General features: G+C 71.3%; 14 protein-coding genes. 11 read left to right on the top strand and 3 right to left on the bottom strand.

The genetic code is table 11. The features are described 5' to 3' along the window. Positions 1 to 11: 11 nt before the first annotated feature. Positions 12 to 1112: an alpha/beta hydrolase-fold protein gene (locus KBY32_RS08205; RefSeq protein ID WP_210979423.1), complete on the bottom strand. Its 1101-nt coding sequence runs from the start codon at positions 1110 to 1112 to the stop codon at positions 12 to 14. Between the two features lie 126 nt (positions 1113 to 1238). Here KBY32_RS08205 and KBY32_RS08200 point away from each other — a divergent pair, with 126 nt between their 5' ends. The 4 genes from KBY32_RS08200 to lpdA all read left to right on the top strand — a co-directional run bounded on the left by KBY32_RS08200 (position 1239) and on the right by lpdA (position 5663). After that, a complete protein-coding gene (locus KBY32_RS08200) occupies positions 1239 to 1448 on the top strand; it encodes an MbtH family protein (RefSeq protein WP_210979422.1) in 210 nt (69 codons plus the stop codon). Positions 1449 to 1582: 134 nt separating this feature from the next. Next, positions 1583 to 3061 carry a glutamate-cysteine ligase family protein gene (locus tag KBY32_RS08195; RefSeq protein WP_210979421.1) on the top strand — a complete coding sequence of 493 codons (1479 nt, stop codon included), beginning with the start codon at positions 1583 to 1585 and terminating at the stop codon, positions 3059 to 3061. A gap of 184 nt (positions 3062 to 3245) precedes the next feature. After that, complete coding sequence (locus KBY32_RS08190; RefSeq protein ID WP_210979420.1) at positions 3246 to 4100, top strand: hypothetical protein; 855 nt, start codon at positions 3246 to 3248, stop codon at positions 4098 to 4100. A 150-nt stretch (positions 4101 to 4250) separates the two neighbouring features. Next, the gene (gene lpdA / locus KBY32_RS08185) at positions 4251 to 5663 is read left to right on the top strand and encodes a dihydrolipoyl dehydrogenase (protein WP_210979419.1); all 1413 of its coding nucleotides are present in this window, start codon (positions 4251 to 4253) and stop codon (positions 5661 to 5663) included. Here lpdA and KBY32_RS08180 read toward each other — a convergent pair. Then, positions 5660 to 7534 (bottom strand): glycoside hydrolase family 5 protein, encoded by a 1875-nt coding sequence (locus KBY32_RS08180; protein ID WP_210979529.1) that lies wholly within the window; start codon positions 7532 to 7534, stop codon positions 5660 to 5662. The two genes, lpdA and KBY32_RS08180, sit on opposite strands and share 4 nt — an antisense overlap. 267 nt (positions 7535 to 7801) lie before the next feature. Between KBY32_RS08180 and KBY32_RS08175 the strand changes: the two genes are divergently transcribed. From KBY32_RS08175 to KBY32_RS08165, 3 genes are all read left to right on the top strand, one after another. Next, positions 7802 to 8578: a class I SAM-dependent methyltransferase gene (locus KBY32_RS08175; protein WP_210979418.1), complete on the top strand. Its 777-nt coding sequence runs from the start codon at positions 7802 to 7804 to the stop codon at positions 8576 to 8578. Between the two features lie 135 nt (positions 8579 to 8713). Continuing rightward, entirely contained in the window at positions 8714 to 10777 is a 2064-nt protein-coding gene (locus KBY32_RS08170; RefSeq protein WP_308293673.1) for a discoidin domain-containing protein, read from the top strand. 19 nt (positions 10778 to 10796) lie between these two features. Beyond that, complete coding sequence (locus KBY32_RS08165) at positions 10797 to 11393, top strand: TetR/AcrR family transcriptional regulator (protein WP_210979416.1); 597 nt, start codon at positions 10797 to 10799, stop codon at positions 11391 to 11393. Here KBY32_RS08165 and KBY32_RS08160 read toward each other — a convergent pair. Then, positions 11390 to 12448, bottom strand: coding sequence for an acyltransferase family protein (locus KBY32_RS08160; protein WP_308293672.1), 1059 nt, complete (start codon positions 12446 to 12448; stop codon positions 11390 to 11392). The two genes, KBY32_RS08165 and KBY32_RS08160, sit on opposite strands and share 4 nt — an antisense overlap. A 315-nt stretch (positions 12449 to 12763) precedes the next feature. Between KBY32_RS08160 and KBY32_RS08155 the strand changes: the two genes are divergently transcribed. From KBY32_RS08155 to KBY32_RS08140, 4 genes are all read left to right on the top strand, one after another. Further along, positions 12764 to 13462: a hypothetical protein gene (locus tag KBY32_RS08155; protein WP_210979414.1), complete on the top strand. Its 699-nt coding sequence runs from the start codon at positions 12764 to 12766 to the stop codon at positions 13460 to 13462. Between the two features lie 122 nt (positions 13463 to 13584). Then, positions 13585 to 14298, top strand: coding sequence for a class F sortase (locus KBY32_RS08150; RefSeq protein WP_079033431.1), 714 nt, complete (start codon positions 13585 to 13587; stop codon positions 14296 to 14298). Positions 14299 to 14403: 105 nt separating this feature from the next. Further along, positions 14404 to 16302, top strand: coding sequence for a molecular chaperone HtpG (gene htpG, locus KBY32_RS08145; RefSeq protein ID WP_210979413.1), 1899 nt, complete (start codon positions 14404 to 14406; stop codon positions 16300 to 16302). Between the two features lie 98 nt (positions 16303 to 16400). Further along, positions 16401 to 16811 (top strand): VOC family protein, encoded by a 411-nt coding sequence (locus KBY32_RS08140; protein WP_055619587.1) that lies wholly within the window; start codon positions 16401 to 16403, stop codon positions 16809 to 16811. Positions 16812 to 16867 lie beyond the last annotated feature (56 nt).

Genomic DNA, 16867 nt, shown 5'->3' with positions numbered 1-16867 from the left:
GCGGTGGACGCTCAGGTGGCCTCCAGCGCCCAGGCCACGTCCCGGAGCAGGGCGTGCCGCCACCCCGCCCGGTCATGGCCGGAGGGCGACCGGGACACCCGTACGGCCGCGCCTGCCTTTCCGCACAGCTCCTCCACCAGGGCGCAGTGGGGGAGCATCCGGCGCTCGTGCTCGCCGACGTCGAACGCGATCCGCAGCCCGGACAGATCGGCGCCCTCCCGCAGCAGCGCGGCGACGGTCCCGCCCACCTCACCGCCCAGCGGGTCCGGCCCATCCGCGGCGCCGGGCACCCACCAGAAGGACCCCGACTGGCAGGCGACCCGTGTGACCAGCTCGGGAAAGCGCAGCGCGGCGTACAGGGCGCTCAACCCGCCGAGGCTCTGCCCGGCGACCACGAGCCGGTCCGGGTCCGCCGGCACGCCCGCCTCCTTCACCAGCGGCAGCAACTCGTCGCGGACCGCCTCCCACAGCTCGGGACGGCAGGCGAACTCCGCCTCCCGGTCCCCGGCGGGCAGGAACACGAGCGTGACCGGTGGCATCGCTCCGGCGGCGAAGGCCGCCTCGAACGCGGTCGTCGCCGGATGCAGATGGAGCCAGTCGTCGCCGTCGAGCAGCAGGACGACCGGCCCGCCGCCCCCGACCGGCTGCACCCGCACGGTGCGCCGCCCGCCGAGCCGGCCGCCCGTCCAGCGGATCCGGGTGCGCGGCAGCGGCAGGACGTCGTCGGGACCCACCGGCGGCCAGTACGGCTGCGGCGGGCAGTCCGGCGTGGCGGCGACGGACCGGTCCCCGCCCACCCCGGCGGGGTTCAGGGGGTCCGCGTACGCCTGGCCGCCGGAGAGGAACCAGTACGTCGCGCGCAGGCGCGTGGGCAGGGCGACCTCGGCGTACCAGCAGTCCGTGTCCGCCCAGCGGCGCAACGGCACCCGCTCCGGACGGCTCTCGAAGAGCACGCTCGCCGGCGAGCCCCGCCACAGGAAGAGGGTCCGCCAGCCCTCGCCGTCGGGGACCGAGGCGGGCGCCCCCGCGCGGGACCAGAAGGCGTCGGTGCCGGGCACGTCCGGCAGACCGTACGGGGCTAAGGGGTGCTCGGCGTCGGGCGCGCGGCGCATACGTCTCCTTCGATCCAGGGGACCTTGTGGGACGGGGAGGGACACACTAGCCTGCCAATTAGGCAAGGCTAACCTAAGGTTGACGGTCTGTCAGTGGTCCGGTCGGGACCCGAGGAGGCGCCGAGCATGAGCACCAACCCCTTCGACGACGACGAGGGCCGCTTCCTGGTCCTGGTGAACGACGAGGGCCAGCACTCGCTGTGGCCGTCCTTCGCCGAGGTGCCCGGAGGATGGGCGGTCGCGTTCGGGGAGGACTCCCGGCAGGCGTGCCTGGACTACGTCGACGCGCACTGGACCGATCTGCGGCCCCGGTCCCTCGCGCGGACCCAGGATTAGTTTGTTCCTCGGCGGCACAAAAGGGCTCCGGGTCCTCTGCGGGGCGGCTTCCACGCCGTCGGCTGTCCGGGTCGCCTCCGAGGTGGGACTCTGGGACCGGAAAGGTGACCGCCGAGGGAACTCGGGAGGGCCCCATGGGACGCGATGTGCCGGCCCTGGTGTTCACGCGGGAGGACCGCCGCCGCTACCGGGAGAAGATGCACACCTGTCTCGACGTGCTGGCGCAGATGCTGCGCGAGTCGACGTTCGAGAGCGAGCGCCCGCGCGTCGGGCTCGAGATCGAACTCAATCTCGTCGACGACGACGGACTGCCGGCGATGCGGAACACCGAGGTGCTCCAGGCCATCGCCGACCCCGCCTGGGACAGCGAGCTGGGCCGCTTCAACCTGGAGATCAACATCCCGCCCCGGGAGCTGACGACCGGTGGCCCCGGCGCCTGGGAGCAGGCGATCCGCGACGCCCTCAACCACGCCGAGGACCGCGCCTCGGCCGTCGGCGCCCATCTGATCATGATCGGCATCCTGCCGACCCTCGGCGAGGACGACGTCGGCGAGGCCGCGCTGTCCGGCGACCCGCGCTACCGGCTGCTCAACGAGCAGATCTTCGCGGCCCGCGGCGAGGACCTGCGGATCGCCGTGGATGGGGAGGAGCGCCTGTCCACGTACGCGGACACGATCACCCCCGAGGCCGCCTGCACCAGCACGCAGTTCCACCTCCAGGTCTCGCCGAAGGAGTTCGCGGACTACTGGAACGCCGCCCAGGCCATCGCCGGAGTGCAGATCGCCCTGGCCGCGAACTCCCCGTACCTCTTCGGCCGTGAACTGTGGCGGGAGACCCGTATCCCGCTGTTCGAGCAGGCCACGGACACCCGCCCGGTGGAGATCAAGGCACAGGGCGTACGGCCGCGGGTGTGGTTCGGCGAACGCTGGATCACCAGCGTCTTCGACCTGTTCGAGGAGAACGTGCGCTACTTCCCGGCGCTGCTGCCGCTGTGCGACGACGAGAACCCGCGCCTGCTGCACGAAGACGGCCGGGTCCCCGAACTGGGTGAGCTGACCCTGCACAACGGCACCATCTACCGCTGGAACCGGCCCGTCTACGCCGTCACCGACAGCGGACCGCATCTGCGCATCGAGAACCGCGTCCTGCCCGCGGGCCCCACCGTCTCCGACACCCTCGCCAACGGCGCCTTCTACTACGGCCTCACCCGCGCCCTGGTCGACGAGGACCGGCCCGTCTGGTCGCGGATGTCGTTCGCGGCGGCCGAGGAGAACCTGCACACCGCCGCCCGCGACGGCATCGACGCCCGTCTGTACTGGCCGGGCGTGGGCGAGGTCCCCGTCACCGAACTCGTCCTGCGGCGACTGCTGCCGCTGGCCCACCGGGGCCTGGAGCTGGCCGGGATGGACACGGCGTGGCGGGAGCCGCTGCTGGGCATCATCGAGCAGCGGTGCGTCACGGGGCGCAACGGCGCCCTGTGGCAGGCGGAGACCGTGCACCAGCTGGAGAAGGGCTCGTCCACCGACCGGCGGGAGGCCCTGCGCCGGATGACCAGGTCGTACATGGACTACATGCATCTCAACGCGGCCGCGCACACCTGGCCCGTGGACTGACGGGCCCCGGGCCGGACCCCGGTGCCCCCACACTTCCCGCCGGATCTGCGCAGGAGTATCACTCAGGCTGCACACAGCCCGTCCATGGTCTCGTTACCGTTCTGGCCGTCCGGCCTCCGGCACGGACACGACCAGGCCGCGGCCGAGCAGGCCCGATGGCGCAGTCAACCCAGGAAGACCACCGATGGACTACTGCTCCTCGTGCCGCCGGCACCTCAACGGGGCGCTCGTGTGCCCCGGGTGCGGCGCCTACGCCCCGGACATCGCTCCCTCCGTGGCGGGTCCCGCCCGGTCCGCGACGCCGGGCCCGGCCGCGACCGGGAGGCAGCCGGACCACGGCCCGTGGTTCGAGGCCTCCTTCCACGACGGCACCGCGCACGCCGCCGCCCCGGACGATGACTTCTCCGCTCTGCCCGAGGACGTGGAGGGCGCCGAGGGCGTGACCGGCGCGTCCCAGGGCCGGGCGGCCCGGCGACGCCAGCGGGCCCGCTGGAAGAAGAACCAGCGCCGAGCCGTCGTCGCCACCGCCGTCGCCCTCGTCGGCGGCGGCCTCACCCTCACCTCCCTGGACCGCCAGTCCGGCGACCGCGCCCAGGCCGCAACCGCCCCCGAACAGCCGCACACCGAGCTGTCCCGGCAGCGGCACATCGAGCCCGGCGGCCCGGCGGAGAGCGCCCCCGACGGCTCCGAGGCCCGGCGCGGCGACACCTCGTCCCCGAAGCCGTCGGCCACCGATGTGGCGCGCGAGCCCGTGTCCTCCTCGCACACCACCCGCCGGGTCACCCGCCCGGACGCCCCCTCCAGCCCCACTACGGCCGCTCCGCAGGCGCCCCGGACCCAGCCGTCCTCCCCGCCGTCCGCCGCCACGACACCGGGCACCGGTGGCGGCGCCCAGACCGGCGGACAGCAGCAGACGGCGGAGCCGGCCCCCTCGGACGACACGGGCAGTGGCGCCACCCCAGCACCCGACAACCCCCAGGCACCGCAGGACACCTCGCCCGCACAACTCTGCGTGCTCAACCTGCTCTGCCTCGGCTGACCCCCGCCCCACGCCCCTCCTGAGATCACCGTCACGCTCCGGTGACGCCGCGAAACCCTGCGTCTGCGTCCATGCTGGAAGGAGCCGGCCGCCGCCCCGGCGCGCCCGGCACCGCAGAAGCAGGATGTGGCACTCAGGAGGGAACTCCCCATGGTCGAGCAGGACGAGCGCTTCGACGTCGTGGTCCTCGGCGCCGGACCGGGCGGCTATGTGGCCGCCGTCCGCGCCGCGCAGCTGGGCAAGCGCGTCGCGGTCGTGGAGGAGAAGTACTGGGGCGGCGTCTGCCTGAACGTGGGGTGCATCCCCACCAAGGCGCTGCTGCGCAACGCCGAACTCGCCCACATCGTCACCCGTGAGGCGAAGACGTTCGGCATCCAGGCGGAGGGGCCGATCACCTTCGACTACGGCGAGGCGTTCCGGCGCAGCCGCAAGGTCGCCGACGGCCGGGTCAAGGGCGTCCACTACCTGATGAAGAAGAACAAGATCACGGAGATCGACGGCCGCGGCACCTTCCTCGACCCGCACACCCTCCAGGTGGCCGGCTCCGACGGCACCACCCGCACCGTCCGCTTCGACCACTGCGTCATCGCCACGGGTGCCACGCCCAAGCTGCTGCCCGGCACCCGGCGCACCGACCGCGTCGTGACCTACGAGGAGCAGATCCTCACCGACGAGCTGCCCCGGTCGATCGTCATCGCCGGCGCCGGCGCGATCGGTGTGGAGTTCGCCTATGTGCTGCACAACTACGGTGTGAAGGTCACCATCGTCGAGTTCCTCGACCGGATGGCCCCGCTGGAGGACGCCGAGGTCTCCGCCGAACTCGCCAAGCAGTACCGCCGGCTGGGCATCGACGTGCTGACCTCGACCCGGGTGGACTCCGTCGACGAGTCCGGCGAGCAGGTGCGCGTGACCGTCACCGGGAAGGACGGCGCCCAGCAGGTCCTGGAGGCCGGCAAGGTGCTCCAGGCCATCGGCTTCGCCCCCAACATCGGCGGCTACGGCCTGGAGAACACCGGTGTACGGGTCACCGAGCGCGGCGCCATCGACGTCGACGGCCGCTGCCGTACGTCCGTCCCGCACCTGTTCGCCATCGGGGACGTGACGGCGAAGCTGATGCTCGCGCACGCCGCCGAGGCCATGGGCGTCATCGCCGCCGAGACCATCGCGGACGCGGAGACGATGGAGCTCGACTATACGATGATCGCGCGCGCCACCTACTGCCAGCCGCAGATCGCCAGCTTCGGCTGGACCGAGGCCCAGGCCCGCGAGCAGGGCTACGACGTGAAGGTGGCGAAGTTCCCGTTCACCGCCAACGCCAAGGCGCACGGCCTCGGCGACGCGACCGGCTTCGTCAAGCTGATCAGCGACGCCAAGTACGGCGAACTCCTCGGCGGCCACCTCATCGGCCCGGACGTCACCGAGCTGCTGCCCGAGCTGACGCTGGCCCAGCAGTGGGACCTCACCGTCCACGAGGTCGCCCGCAACGTCCACGCCCACCCGACCCTCGGCGAGGCCCTCCAGGAAGCGATCCACGGCCTCTCCGGCCACATGATCAACCTCTAGGCGAGCGGACGGCAGTACAGCGCGTCCGGGGTCCGGGCCGAGCCGATCCGGCCGGTGTAGGCGATCCCGGCCGCGTACTCGCCGTCGCCGCACTGCCCCTTGTACCGGCCGTACGCGAAGTCGCCGCCCTTGGGCGCCGTCCCGCGCGCGTCCCCCCGGTCGAACCAGACCGTACGGCCGCCGGTGCCGAGCGCGCCGGGCCGCGCGGTGACGCACAGGGCGGCCGAGACCGCCGCCCCGCGCACGCTGTACCCGGCGAGGAACTGCCCGTCGGCGCACTGGAGTTTGGTGTACCCGGACGCCCAGTCGCCGCCGGGGCGGACGTGCCGCTCGTCGCGGACCACCTCGTGCCCGAGGGCCGGGCCGCCCAGGTTCGCGGCGGTCACGTCCGAGCACAGCCCGCGGTTCCCGGTGTGCGCGAGCCCGAGCAGCCGCTGACCGTCGGGGCAGACGGCCTTGCGGGCGCCGGAATCGAAGTCGGGCAGCGCCCGCATCCGGCGTGACGCCACGAAGTCGCCGTGGTCGGGGCTGAGCTGGGACCACTCGGCGGCCTTGGGCACCGGTCCGGTGCGTCCGGGGGCCTCGACGAGCCGCCGCCACGCCGGGGCGCGCCAGTCGTCGCCGTCGTACACGCCCATCCGGTGCCCGGCGGCGTCCCAGTGCAGCAGCGCCCAGCCGTTGCCGCCGCGGTTCTCGTGCCAGCCGACGAGCGGCCAGAAGGCGAAGTCGGCGTCGGTGCGCACGAGATGGTCCACGAAGTTCTCGAACCAGGCGCGCGGCTTCGCCGCGGTCTCGGCGCGGCCCCCGACGCCGAACTCGCTGATCCAGACGGGTGCGGTGAAGTGCCGGTCCTGCTCGGCGGCGACGAAGAACGCCTGCCGGTTCAGCACGGCGACGAGTTCGTCCGGGCTCAGATCGCGGTAGCGGGGGTCGCTGGTCTCGCCGATGCCGGTGGCGCCGCTGTGCCGGGGGCCCGTGTAGTCGTAGAAGTGGGCCGAGTACACGAGCTTGCCGGAGTCGACGAGGGTGTGCGAGAGCCGGCGGGCGGGCTCCAGGGTGGGGCGTTCGTGCGGCAGGCCGTCGACGGGGATGCCGGTCCAGTTGATGCCCTCGACCACGATGAGCAGGTCCGGGTTGGCCTCCAGGAGGATGCGGTCGCCGACCCGCTGGGAGGCGGCGAACCAGTCGTGGTCGTCACCGAGGCCCCAGTTGGGGTCGTCCCACACCGAGCGGCGCACCTCGTTGTAGAGGTCGGCGCCGACCACCCGGGGGTTGTCCTGGTACCGGCGGGCCATGAACAGCCAGTCCTCCTCCCACTCGGCGGTCGAACGGCTCGCGTTCCAGCGCTCGTTGCCGTCGACGCCGCAGCACCACCGGGTCGTATTGGTGTGGTTGTTGAGGATGACCGCGAGCCCCGCGCCGGTGAGGGCGCGCACCACCGCGTCGTACACCTGGAGGGGGGTCCTGCCCCGCAGGGCCGGGTTGGCGGCGACGGCGTCGTCCGTCACGGGGCGGGTGTCGTGGACCATCTCGTTGGAGAAGGGCAGCCGGACGCTGTTGATGCCGATCTCCTGGAAGCCCGCGATGATCTCGGCCATCGGCGCGCGGTCGAGGCCGAGCGGGATCCGGCCGGAGTTCTCACCGGCGTGGTGGTTCGCGTCGTCCTTCATGTCGCCGGAGCCGTTCCATGTGCCGCTGGCGCCGTGCCAGTTGCCGGAGCGCAGCTTGAACCGGTCGCCGTCCGCGTCGACGATCCAGCGGCCCCGGGTGCTCAGCGGCGGCGTCCAGTCCTCCGCCACGGGCGCCGGGGAGGACGCGGACACCCCGGCGGCGGGCGCCGGGGCCGCCTGGGCCTGGGGGAGCGAGGTCATCGGAGCCACGAGGAGCGCGGCGGCCAGGGCCGCCCTCACCAAGGAACCGCGCACGGCCACCCTCCCGCCCTATTGTCATGACTGTGTCACGACGGCCGACGCCCACCACGGTAATGCACCAACGGCCGTACAGCACCGAGGAGTTCGCGCCGTGAGCACACTCCTCGGAGGGCTTTCCCCGTCGGCCTCCGACATCGCCCGTGTGGCGCGTGGCCGCCGCTGTGCGCATCCTCGGTGGTAACGCGTCCCCAGGAAGGCACGAACCCCATGCCGGCCAAGAACCTCACCGCCAACCGCGCCGCCCTCGGCCACCGCCTGCGCTACGCCCTGCACCACCCCGAGCGCGTCCCCCGCCACCTGGCCCGCACGGCCCGGGACCTGTGGCTGCGCCGCCGCCACCGGGACCACGTCTCCTACTACCGCGCCGTGATGCGCTCCGACACCCGCGCCGACCCGGACGCGGCCGTCGGCAGCGCGAACCGCGAGCGGTGGCTGGCGCTCGGCGCGATGCAGTTCGACTACCTGATCGGGCACGGTCTGCGCCCCGAACACCGGATGCTGGAGATCGGCTGCGGCAATCTGCGCGCCGGCTGGCGGTTCATCCGCCATTTGGAGCCCGGCCACTACTACGGCATCGACATCTCGCCCGACATCCTGTTCGCCGCCCAGGACACCGTCGTGGAGATGGGCCTGCAGAACCGGCTGCCCACCCTCACCCCCGTGCGCGACCTCAGCCTGGCGTTCCTGCCCGACGCCCACTTCGACGTCGTGCACGCCCACAGCGTCTTCTCGCACTCGCCGCTGCCCGTCATCGACCAGTGCCTGGCCCATGTGGGGCGGGTGCTGACACCCGGAGGCTGGTTCGACTTCACGTTCGACCGCACGGAAGGCGAGGAGCACCAGGTCCTGCGGGAGGACTTCTACTACCGCACCGAGACGCTGCTGGCACTGGCCCAGAAGCACGGGCTGCGGGCCCGCTTCATGGCGGACTGGGAACGGCTCCCGCACGGGCAGTCCAAGATCCGGGTCAGCCATCCTGCGTGAGCACCCCACATCCCGTCAGTAGGTCATCCGTCCCGGACTATTGACTCGTTCGGCGGTACTCGCGATCCTCGTCGCACATTGAGCGAGGTCATGACAACACGGCCTCGCACCGTCGCCGACCGAGGGACGTGGGCCGTGACCAGTGCCGGACGCCCGTACCGCAGACGCAAGAACGTGACCGTGGTGTCGCTCCTCCTGCTCGTGCTGTCCCTGGCGCTCGGCCCCGCCCCGAGCGCCTCGGCCGGATCCGACTGGTGGACGCCCACGGCCCGGCCCGCACCGGACTCCGGCATCGGGGTGACCGGCGAGCCCTTCACCGGCACCGACGCCCGCGGCGAGGTGCGCGGCTTCGTCGACGCCCACGACCACATCTTCGCCAACGAGGCCTTCGGCGGGCGCCTGATCTGCGGCAAGCCCTTCTCCGACAAGGGTGTGGCGGACGCTCTGAAGGACTGCCCCGAGCACTACCCCGACGGTTCGCTCGCCGTCTTCGACTTCATCACCAAGGGCGGCGACGGCCGGCACGACCCCGTCGGCTGGCCCACCTTCAAGGACTGGCCGGCCCACGACTCGCTGACCCACCAGCAGAACTACTACGCCTGGATCGAGCGGGCCTGGCGTGGCGGCCAGCGCGTCCTGGTCAACGACCTCGTCACCAACGGCGTGATCTGCTCCGTGTACTTCTTCAAGGACCGCTCCTGCGACGAGATGACGTCCATCCGGCTCCAGGCCAAGCTGACGTACGACCTCCAGGCGTACATCGACCGGATGTACGGCGGCCCCGGAAAGGGCTGGTTCCGGATCGTCACCGACAGCGCGCAGGCCCGCCAGGTCATCCAGCAGGGCAAGCTGGCGGTCGTCCTCGGCGTCGAGACCTCCGAGCCCTTCGGCTGCAAGCAGATCCTCGACATCGCGCAGTGCAGCAAGGAGGACATCGACAAGGGCCTCGACGAACTCCGCGCGCTGGGCGTGCGCAGCATGTTCCTGTGCCACAAGTTCGACAACGCCCTGTGCGGCGTCCGCTTCGACTCCGGCACCCTCGGCACCGCCATCAACGTCGGCCAGTTCCTGTCCACCGGCACCTTCTGGAAGACCGAGAAGTGCACCGGCCCGCAAGCCGACAACCCGATCGGCAACGCCACGGCCGCCGAGGCCGAGAAGAAGCTCCCGGCCGGCACCGACGTGCCCTCGTACAGCGCCGAAGCCCAGTGCAACGTCCGCGGGCTCACCTCGCTCGGCGAATACGCCGTCCGGGGCATGATGAAACGCAAGATGATGCTCGAGGTCGACCATATGAGCGTCAAGGCAACCGGCCGCGTCCTCGACATCTTCGAGTCCGCGTCCTACGCCGGTGTCCTGTCCTCGCACAGCTGGATGGACCGCGAGTGGACCGAGCGCGTCTACGGCCTCGGCGGCTTCACCGCCCAGTACATGAACGGCTCGGAGCACTTCGTCGCCGAGGCGAAGCGCACCGAGGCGCTGCGCGACAAGTACGGCGTCGGCTACGGCTACGGCACCGACATGAACGGCGTCGGCGGCTGGCCGGCCCCACGCGGCGCCGACGCCCCGAACAAGGTCACCTACCCCTTCCGCAGCGTCGACGGCGGCTCCGTGCTCGACCGCCAGACCACCGGCGAACGCACCTGGGACATCAACACCGACGGCGCCTCCCACTACGGCCTCGTCCCCGACTGGATCGAGGACATCCGCCGCGTCGGCGGCCAGGACACCGTGGACGACCTGTTCCGGGGCGCCGAGTCCTACCTCGACACCTGGGCCGCCTCCGAGCGCCACGCGGCCGGCACCAACCTCGCGCGCGGCGCCGCCGCGACGGCCAGTTCCTCCGAGTGGAGCCTGTTCACCAGCTACCAGCCCGGCCGGGCCGTCGACGGCGACCAGAGCACCCGCTGGGCCAGCGACTGGAACGACGACCAGTGGCTCACGGTCGACCTCGGCGCCACCCACCTGGTCGGCAGGGTCACCCTCGACTGGGAGCGCGCCTACGGCAAGGCGTACCGGATCGACCTGTCCACCGACGGCACCACCTGGCGGACCGCCTGGTCCACCTCGGCGGGCGACGGCGGCCTGGACACGGCCAGATTCACCGGCACCCCGGCCCGCTATGTGCGCGTCCAGGGTCTGGACCGGGGCACCGACTGGGGCTACTCCCTCCACGAGCTGGGCGTCCACAGCAGCTGACACCCACGAGAGGGGCTCCATGGCACGACTGCCGTCCGCCGAGCGGCGGCGACAGCTCACCGAGGCGGCGATCAGAGCGATGGCCCGGGACGGCGTCCCACGGACGACGACCCGGTCCATCGCCGCCGAGGCGGGTGTCTCGCTGAGCGTGTTCCACTACTGCTTCGACTCCAAGCAGGAGCTGATCGAGTCCGTCATCACCACCATCACCGACCACTACGCGGGCGTGGTGAAGGAGGCCCTGCGCCCCCGGACGACCCTCGAGGACACCGTCCGCGCGGGCTTCCAGGCGTACTGGGACCACGTCCGCGCCCACCCGGACGAGCACATGCTCACCTACGAGCTGACCCAGTACGCCCTGCGCCAGCCCGGCTTCGACCATCTGGCCCGGCACCAGTACGAGCTGTACGCCGCCGTCTACACCGAGCTGATCGACCAGCTCAGCGCCACGATGGGCCTGCGCCTACGGGTCCCCGTCCCGGTCCTCGCCCGCTACCTGGCCGCCATGACCGACGGCCTCACCCTCAACTACCTCGTCCTCGGCGACGACGCCGCCTGGACCGGCATCCTCGAAACGGTCACCGCCCACGTGGCCTCGCTCGTGCGCGAGTCCTAGACCGGCTCCCGCCGGAACAGCCACGGCATCCGGGGCTCGACCACCCAGCGCAGGGCGTGCCGGACGGGCGGGGTGCACAGCAGTGTCACGACGGTCGCGGCGACGGCGGTCACGACCAGCGCGCCACCCGGCGTGTGGACCCACGCCCGGTCGTACCAGTCGAAACGCCCGGCCGCCTGCGTCACGAACCCGTGCAGCAGATAGCCGAACAGCGTGCCCGTGCCCAGCACCGTGCACCACATCCGCCGCCCCGGCACCCAGGACAGGAAACAGGCCACCAGCACCAGGGAGCAGACGAACAGCACCGGTGTCATCACCAGCCCCGCCCACGGCGGCGCCCCCAGCTCCCCGGCGCTGTCCCGGTGGTAGAACCAGCCGCCCGTCATCCGCGGCTGCGCCCAGTACGCCACCGCGAGCGCGCCCGCGAACACGGGCACCGCGGCGATCCGCACCGCACGGCGCCGCACCCACCGGAAGTGCTCGGGCCGCAGCATCAGCCCCACCACGAAGTACGGCAGGAACTGCAGGACACGCTGCAGATCCAGGTCGTTGCCGATCGGCGACAGCGTGGCCAGCATCGCCACGGCCAGCGCCACCCCGACGGCGTAGCGCAGCCGCCGCCACAGCGGAGCCGTGAGCCGCCACACGAACAGCGCCGCCAGGAACCACGTCAGATACAGGGGGTCCAGAAGGCTGATCGGCCGGCCTGGTTCCCCGTCCGTCCACCGGGTGAAGAACGTGTAGGCCGTCTCGAAGATCACATACGGCACGAGCAGCCCGGTGACCAGCCGTTTCAGCTGCTCCGGACGTGCCTCGAAGCTTCGCGAGAAGTAGCCCGAAATGATGATGAAGGCCGGCATGTGGAAGGCGTACACGAGCATGTACAGCGCGCTGACGGCCCGGCTGCCGTCCCGCAGCGGCTCCCACGCGTGCCCCACCGCGACGAGCACGATCGCCGCGTACTTGGCATTGTCGAAGAACGCGTCCCGCTGACCGGAAGCCGCAGGTCGCGGCGGTGCGGCACGCTCCGGAGCGGTCTGTGCGGCCGGACTCACCACACCGCCTCCCGGGCACCGCGCACGAGCCCAGGGCAGGGGCCGGCGGCTCTCGGGGGCAGGGCGGGACGGAGTCTGGGCTTCGGCATCCCCCGCGTCTCACCACTTACGGGTGATCCAAACCCGGGGGAGGGGATGCCGCTGGTCATAGGGGTAGGGACACCCGTTCATACGGCCGTCAGGGTGTGCGCGTAACCCATGTGATCGCTTCGAATGGTGCCCCCGGTGGACATGGCTGACGGTGGATCACGTCAAGGCCTGGCTCCAGTGGTGATGAAGCGTCAGCCGCCCAGGCCGTGACGGGAGGACTCACCTATGCGCTCTGTTCGCATGCTGCTCGCCACCGCGACGGCCACGGCCGCGCTGGCGATCGCACCCGCCGCCCACGCCGTCACCACCGGTGACTGGGACAACAACGACGACCCGTCCCACAGCAAGGAGCACGGCAAGGGCACCGACAAGTCAGACGAACACGGCAAGTCCGACGAGCACGCGAAGTCCGAGGACCACGGCAAGTCCGACGAGCACGGCAAGTCCGAGGACCACGGAAAGCCGGACCACGACCAGTCCTACAGCAAGGAGCACGACGAGGAGGACAAGCACGACGGTCCGCGCGGCGGGATCCACACCGGTGGCGGAGCGCTCAGCTCCGTCATGAACGGCGACGACTGGGGCGGCGACCCCAAGCACGACCCGGACACGTACCGGAACAAGGACGACGGCGAGAAGGACGGCTGGAAGGGCGACCACGACAAGGACTCGTGGAAGGCGGAGGAGAAGAACGACTCGTGGGGCGGCGGTGACCACGGTGACGACTCCTGGGGCGGAGACCACGACGAGGAGGAGTCGTGGGGCGGCGGCGGTGACCACGACAAGCCGCGCGGCGGGATGCACACCGGTGGCGGCGGCCTCGCCTCCTCGGGTGTGACGGCCGGCGGACTGGCCGTCCTCGGGGTCGCGGGCGCCGGCGTGTACGCGATGCGCCGCAGGAAGGCCGCCGGGTCCGTGGCCTGACCCACACCCGGCGACCGGCCGTCGAGGCCGCCGCACGTGCCCGCGCGTCGCGGCGGCCCCGCCCGCCCCTCCACCCCGACCGTCCGCTGTCCGCTGCCCCGTCCCAGTGAGGTGGTTCCCCGATGGACGCCGGCCGTCCTCCCGTACCCCAGCCCGACCCGGCCGGTCGCGACGACCCGCCCGCGCGCTCGCGGCGGACCCGACGCGTGGCCGTGGTGTTCTGGAGCGCCCTCGCCGCGACGATCCTCTTCACGCTGTTCTCCGGCGGCCGTACCGAGGGGGACGGGCGCGTCGGCGCCCCCCACGCGCCGCCCGCCGCCACCCCCTCCGCACCCGCGACGGCCGAACCGGCCGGGCCCGACGCGCGTCCAGGCAGCAATCATCTGCCCAGGTCACGCCCGGTGCGCCTGGTCATCCCGAAGATCTCGGTGGACGCCCCCTTCACCGACCTGGCCATCGGCCGCGCCGGCCGCCTCGAGCCGCCGCCCGCCCATGACACCAACCTCGTCGGCTGGTACGCCAAGGGCGCCTCACCGGGCGAGCGGGGCACGTCGATCATCGCCGGGCACGTCGACACGGCGACGTCCCCGGCCGTCTTCGCCGAGCTCCACCGGCTGGCGAAGGGGGACCGCTTCGAGGTGCGCCGCGCCGACGGGCAGAAGGCCGTCTTCGAGGTCGACGAGGCGCAGACCTTCGACAAGGACAGCTTCCCGAGCGACCGCGTCTACGAGGACACCTCCACCGCCCAGGTTCGGCTCATCACCTGCGCGGGCGACTACGACCGCCAGGTCCGCGACTACACCGCCAACCTGGTCGTCTTCGCGCACCTCGTCTGAGCCGCCCGGGCCGGGTTCCCCCGGCCCCGCTCTCCGCGCTGACCTCGTGTCTTACAGTGACTGCTACCAGATCCGGTGAACGAACCTGTGAGGTAGTCGCTAACCATGCCGACCGAGACGTTTGAGTTCCAGGTAGAGGCCAGGCAGCTGCTCCAGCTGATGATCCACTCGGTCTACTCGAACAAGGATGTCTTCCTCCGCGAGCTCGTCTCCAACGCCTCCGACGCGCTCGACAAGCTGCGCCTGGAGAAGCTGCGGGACGACGCGCTCGACGCCGATGTGTCCGACCTCCACATCGAGATCGACGTGGACAAGGAGGCCCGCACCCTCACCGTGCGGGACAACGGCATCGGGATGTCGTACGACGAGGTGGGGCGGCTCATCGGCACCATCGCCAACTCCGGCACCGCCGGCTTCCTGAAGGAGCTGCGGGAGGCCGAGGACGAGAAGGGCGCCGAGGGCCTGATCGGCCAGTTCGGCGTCGGCTTCTACTCCGGCTTCATGGTGGCCGACGAGATGACCCTGGTGACCCGGCGGGCCGGCGAGAGCAAGGGCACGCGCTGGTCGTCGCGCGGCGAGGCCACGTACACGCTGGAGACCGTCGAGGACGCCCCGCAGGGCACCTCCGTCACCCTCCATCTGAAGCCCGCCGACCCCGAGAACCAGCTCCACGACTACACCTCGCCGTGGAAGATCCGGGAGATCGTCAAGCGGTACTCGGACTTCATCACCTGGCCGATCCGGATGGTCCCGGAGACCGCCGACGGCGACGGCACGCCCGAGCCGGAGACGCTGAACTCGATGAAGGCCCTCTGGGCGCGCTCGCGCGACCAGGTGACCGACGACGAGTACCACGAGCTGTACAAGCACATCAGCCACGACTGGCGTGAACCGCTGGAGACCATCCGGCTCCAGGCCGAGGGCACCTTCGAGTACCAGGCCCTGCTGTTCCTGCCCTCGCACGCCCCGTACGACCTGTTCACCCGCGATCACAAGCGCGGTGTGCAGCTGTATGTGAAGCGCGTGTTCATCATGGACGACTGCGAGGAGCTGCTCCCGCCCTATCTGCGCTTCGTCAAGGGCGTCGTCGACGCGGCCGACCTCTCGCTGAACGTCTCGCGCGAGATCCTGCAGCAGGACCGGCACATCCGGATGATGCAGCGCCGGCTCACCAAGAAGGTGCTGTCCACGGTCAAGGAGATCATGACCAAGGACAGCGAGCGGTATGCCACGTTCTGGCGGGAGTTCGGCACCGTCCTCAAGGAGGGCCTGGTCACCGACTCCGAGAACAGCGAGGCCATTCTCGCCGTCGCCTCGTTCGCGACCACCCACTCCGACGACGAGCCGACCACCCTGGCGCAGTACGTCGAACGGATGGGCGACGAGCAGAAGGACATCTACTACATCACCGGCGAGTCCCGGCAGAGCGTCGAGAACTCCCCGCACATGGAGGCGTTCCGGGACAAGGGCATCGAGGTGCTGCTGCTCACCGACCCCGTCGACGAGGTGTGGGTCGACGCCGTCGGCGAGTACCAGGGCAAGAAGCTGCGGTCCGTCACGAAGGGCGAGATCGACCTCGACGCCAAGGGCGACGAGCAGGCCGACGAGGAGCGCGAGAAGCAGGCCGAGGACTACGCGGGGCTGCTCGGCTGGATGGGGGAGCGGCTCGCGGAGGACATCAAGGAGGTCCGGCTGTCGACCCGGCTGACGGTCTCGCCCGCCTGTGTCGTCTCGGACGCGCAGGACCTCACCCCGGCCCTGGAGCAGATGTACCGCGCCATGGGTCAGGAGGTGCCGCGCACCAAGCGCATCCTGGAGCTCAACGCCGACCACCCGCTGGTCAAGGGCCTCAACCAGGCGTTCAAGAACGACGACGACCGCACGCGCCTCGCCGAGGCCGCCGAACTGCTGCACACCCTGGCGGTGCTCGCCGAGGGCGGCCAGGCCAAGGACCCCGCGCGGTTCGTGAAGCTGGTCGCGGAGCGCATGGAGCGCACCCTGTAGCCGGGCGTGTGCCCCGTACGGCCGTGAGCGCGGGCCGCTGTCAGTGGCCCGCGCTACGTTCCTCGGAGTCGGCTTCCGTCACTCCAGGAGGAGGAACCATGGCCTCACGACTCAACCCCTACATCACCTTCGCCGGCGACGCCCGCGAGGCGCTGGAGTTCTACCAGCAGGTCTTCGGCGGCACGCTCGACGTGAACACCTACGCCGCGTTCGGCCAGGCGGACACACCGCTCGCGGACAAGATCATGCACGGCATGCTGGAGACCCCGAGCGGCTTCACCCTCATGGGCGCCGACACCCCGACGGGCGACCACCGTCCCGGCAACAACATCTCCGTGAGCCTGAGCGGCGACGACGAGTCCGAGCTGCGCGGCTACTGGGAGAAGCTGAGCGACGGCGCCACGGTGAGCGTCCCGCTGGAGAAGCAGATGTGGGGCGACGTCTTCGGCATGTGCACGGACCGGTTCGGCGTCACATGGATGGTCGACATCACCGGTCAGCAGGGCTGAGCGGAGGCCGCCGGGCCGCACCGGCCCGGCGCCGTCCGATCCCAAGTACTGCTAAA

The sequence above is a fragment of the Streptomyces sp. RK62 genome (assembly GCF_018070255.1).
In the GTDB taxonomy this organism is placed as follows: Bacteria; Actinomycetota; Actinomycetes; order Streptomycetales; family Streptomycetaceae; genus Streptomyces; species Streptomyces nigra.
Note: the sequence above shows the minus strand (reverse complement) of the source record. Positions and strands in the feature narration are given on the sequence as shown.

Coding starts and splice junctions, on each gene's coding strand:
- KBY32_RS08205 (WP_210979423.1), bottom strand. CDS start 1,112: ATGCGCCGCGCGCCCGACGCCGAGCACCCCTTAGCCCCGTACGGTCTG.
- KBY32_RS08200 (WP_210979422.1), top strand. CDS start 1,239: ATGAGCACCAACCCCTTCGACGACGACGAGGGCCGCTTCCTGGTCCTG.
- KBY32_RS08195 (WP_210979421.1), top strand. CDS start 1,583: ATGGGACGCGATGTGCCGGCCCTGGTGTTCACGCGGGAGGACCGCCGC.
- KBY32_RS08190 (WP_210979420.1), top strand. CDS start 3,246: ATGGACTACTGCTCCTCGTGCCGCCGGCACCTCAACGGGGCGCTCGTG.
- lpdA (WP_210979419.1), top strand. CDS start 4,251: ATGGTCGAGCAGGACGAGCGCTTCGACGTCGTGGTCCTCGGCGCCGGA.
- KBY32_RS08180 (WP_210979529.1), bottom strand. CDS start 7,534: ATGACCTCGCTCCCCCAGGCCCAGGCGGCCCCGGCGCCCGCCGCCGGG.
- KBY32_RS08175 (WP_210979418.1), top strand. CDS start 7,802: ATGCCGGCCAAGAACCTCACCGCCAACCGCGCCGCCCTCGGCCACCGC.
- KBY32_RS08165 (WP_210979416.1), top strand. CDS start 10,797: ATGGCACGACTGCCGTCCGCCGAGCGGCGGCGACAGCTCACCGAGGCG.
- KBY32_RS08155 (WP_210979414.1), top strand. CDS start 12,764: ATGCGCTCTGTTCGCATGCTGCTCGCCACCGCGACGGCCACGGCCGCG.
- KBY32_RS08150 (WP_079033431.1), top strand. CDS start 13,585: ATGGACGCCGGCCGTCCTCCCGTACCCCAGCCCGACCCGGCCGGTCGC.
- htpG (WP_210979413.1), top strand. CDS start 14,404: ATGCCGACCGAGACGTTTGAGTTCCAGGTAGAGGCCAGGCAGCTGCTC.
- KBY32_RS08140 (WP_055619587.1), top strand. CDS start 16,401: ATGGCCTCACGACTCAACCCCTACATCACCTTCGCCGGCGACGCCCGC.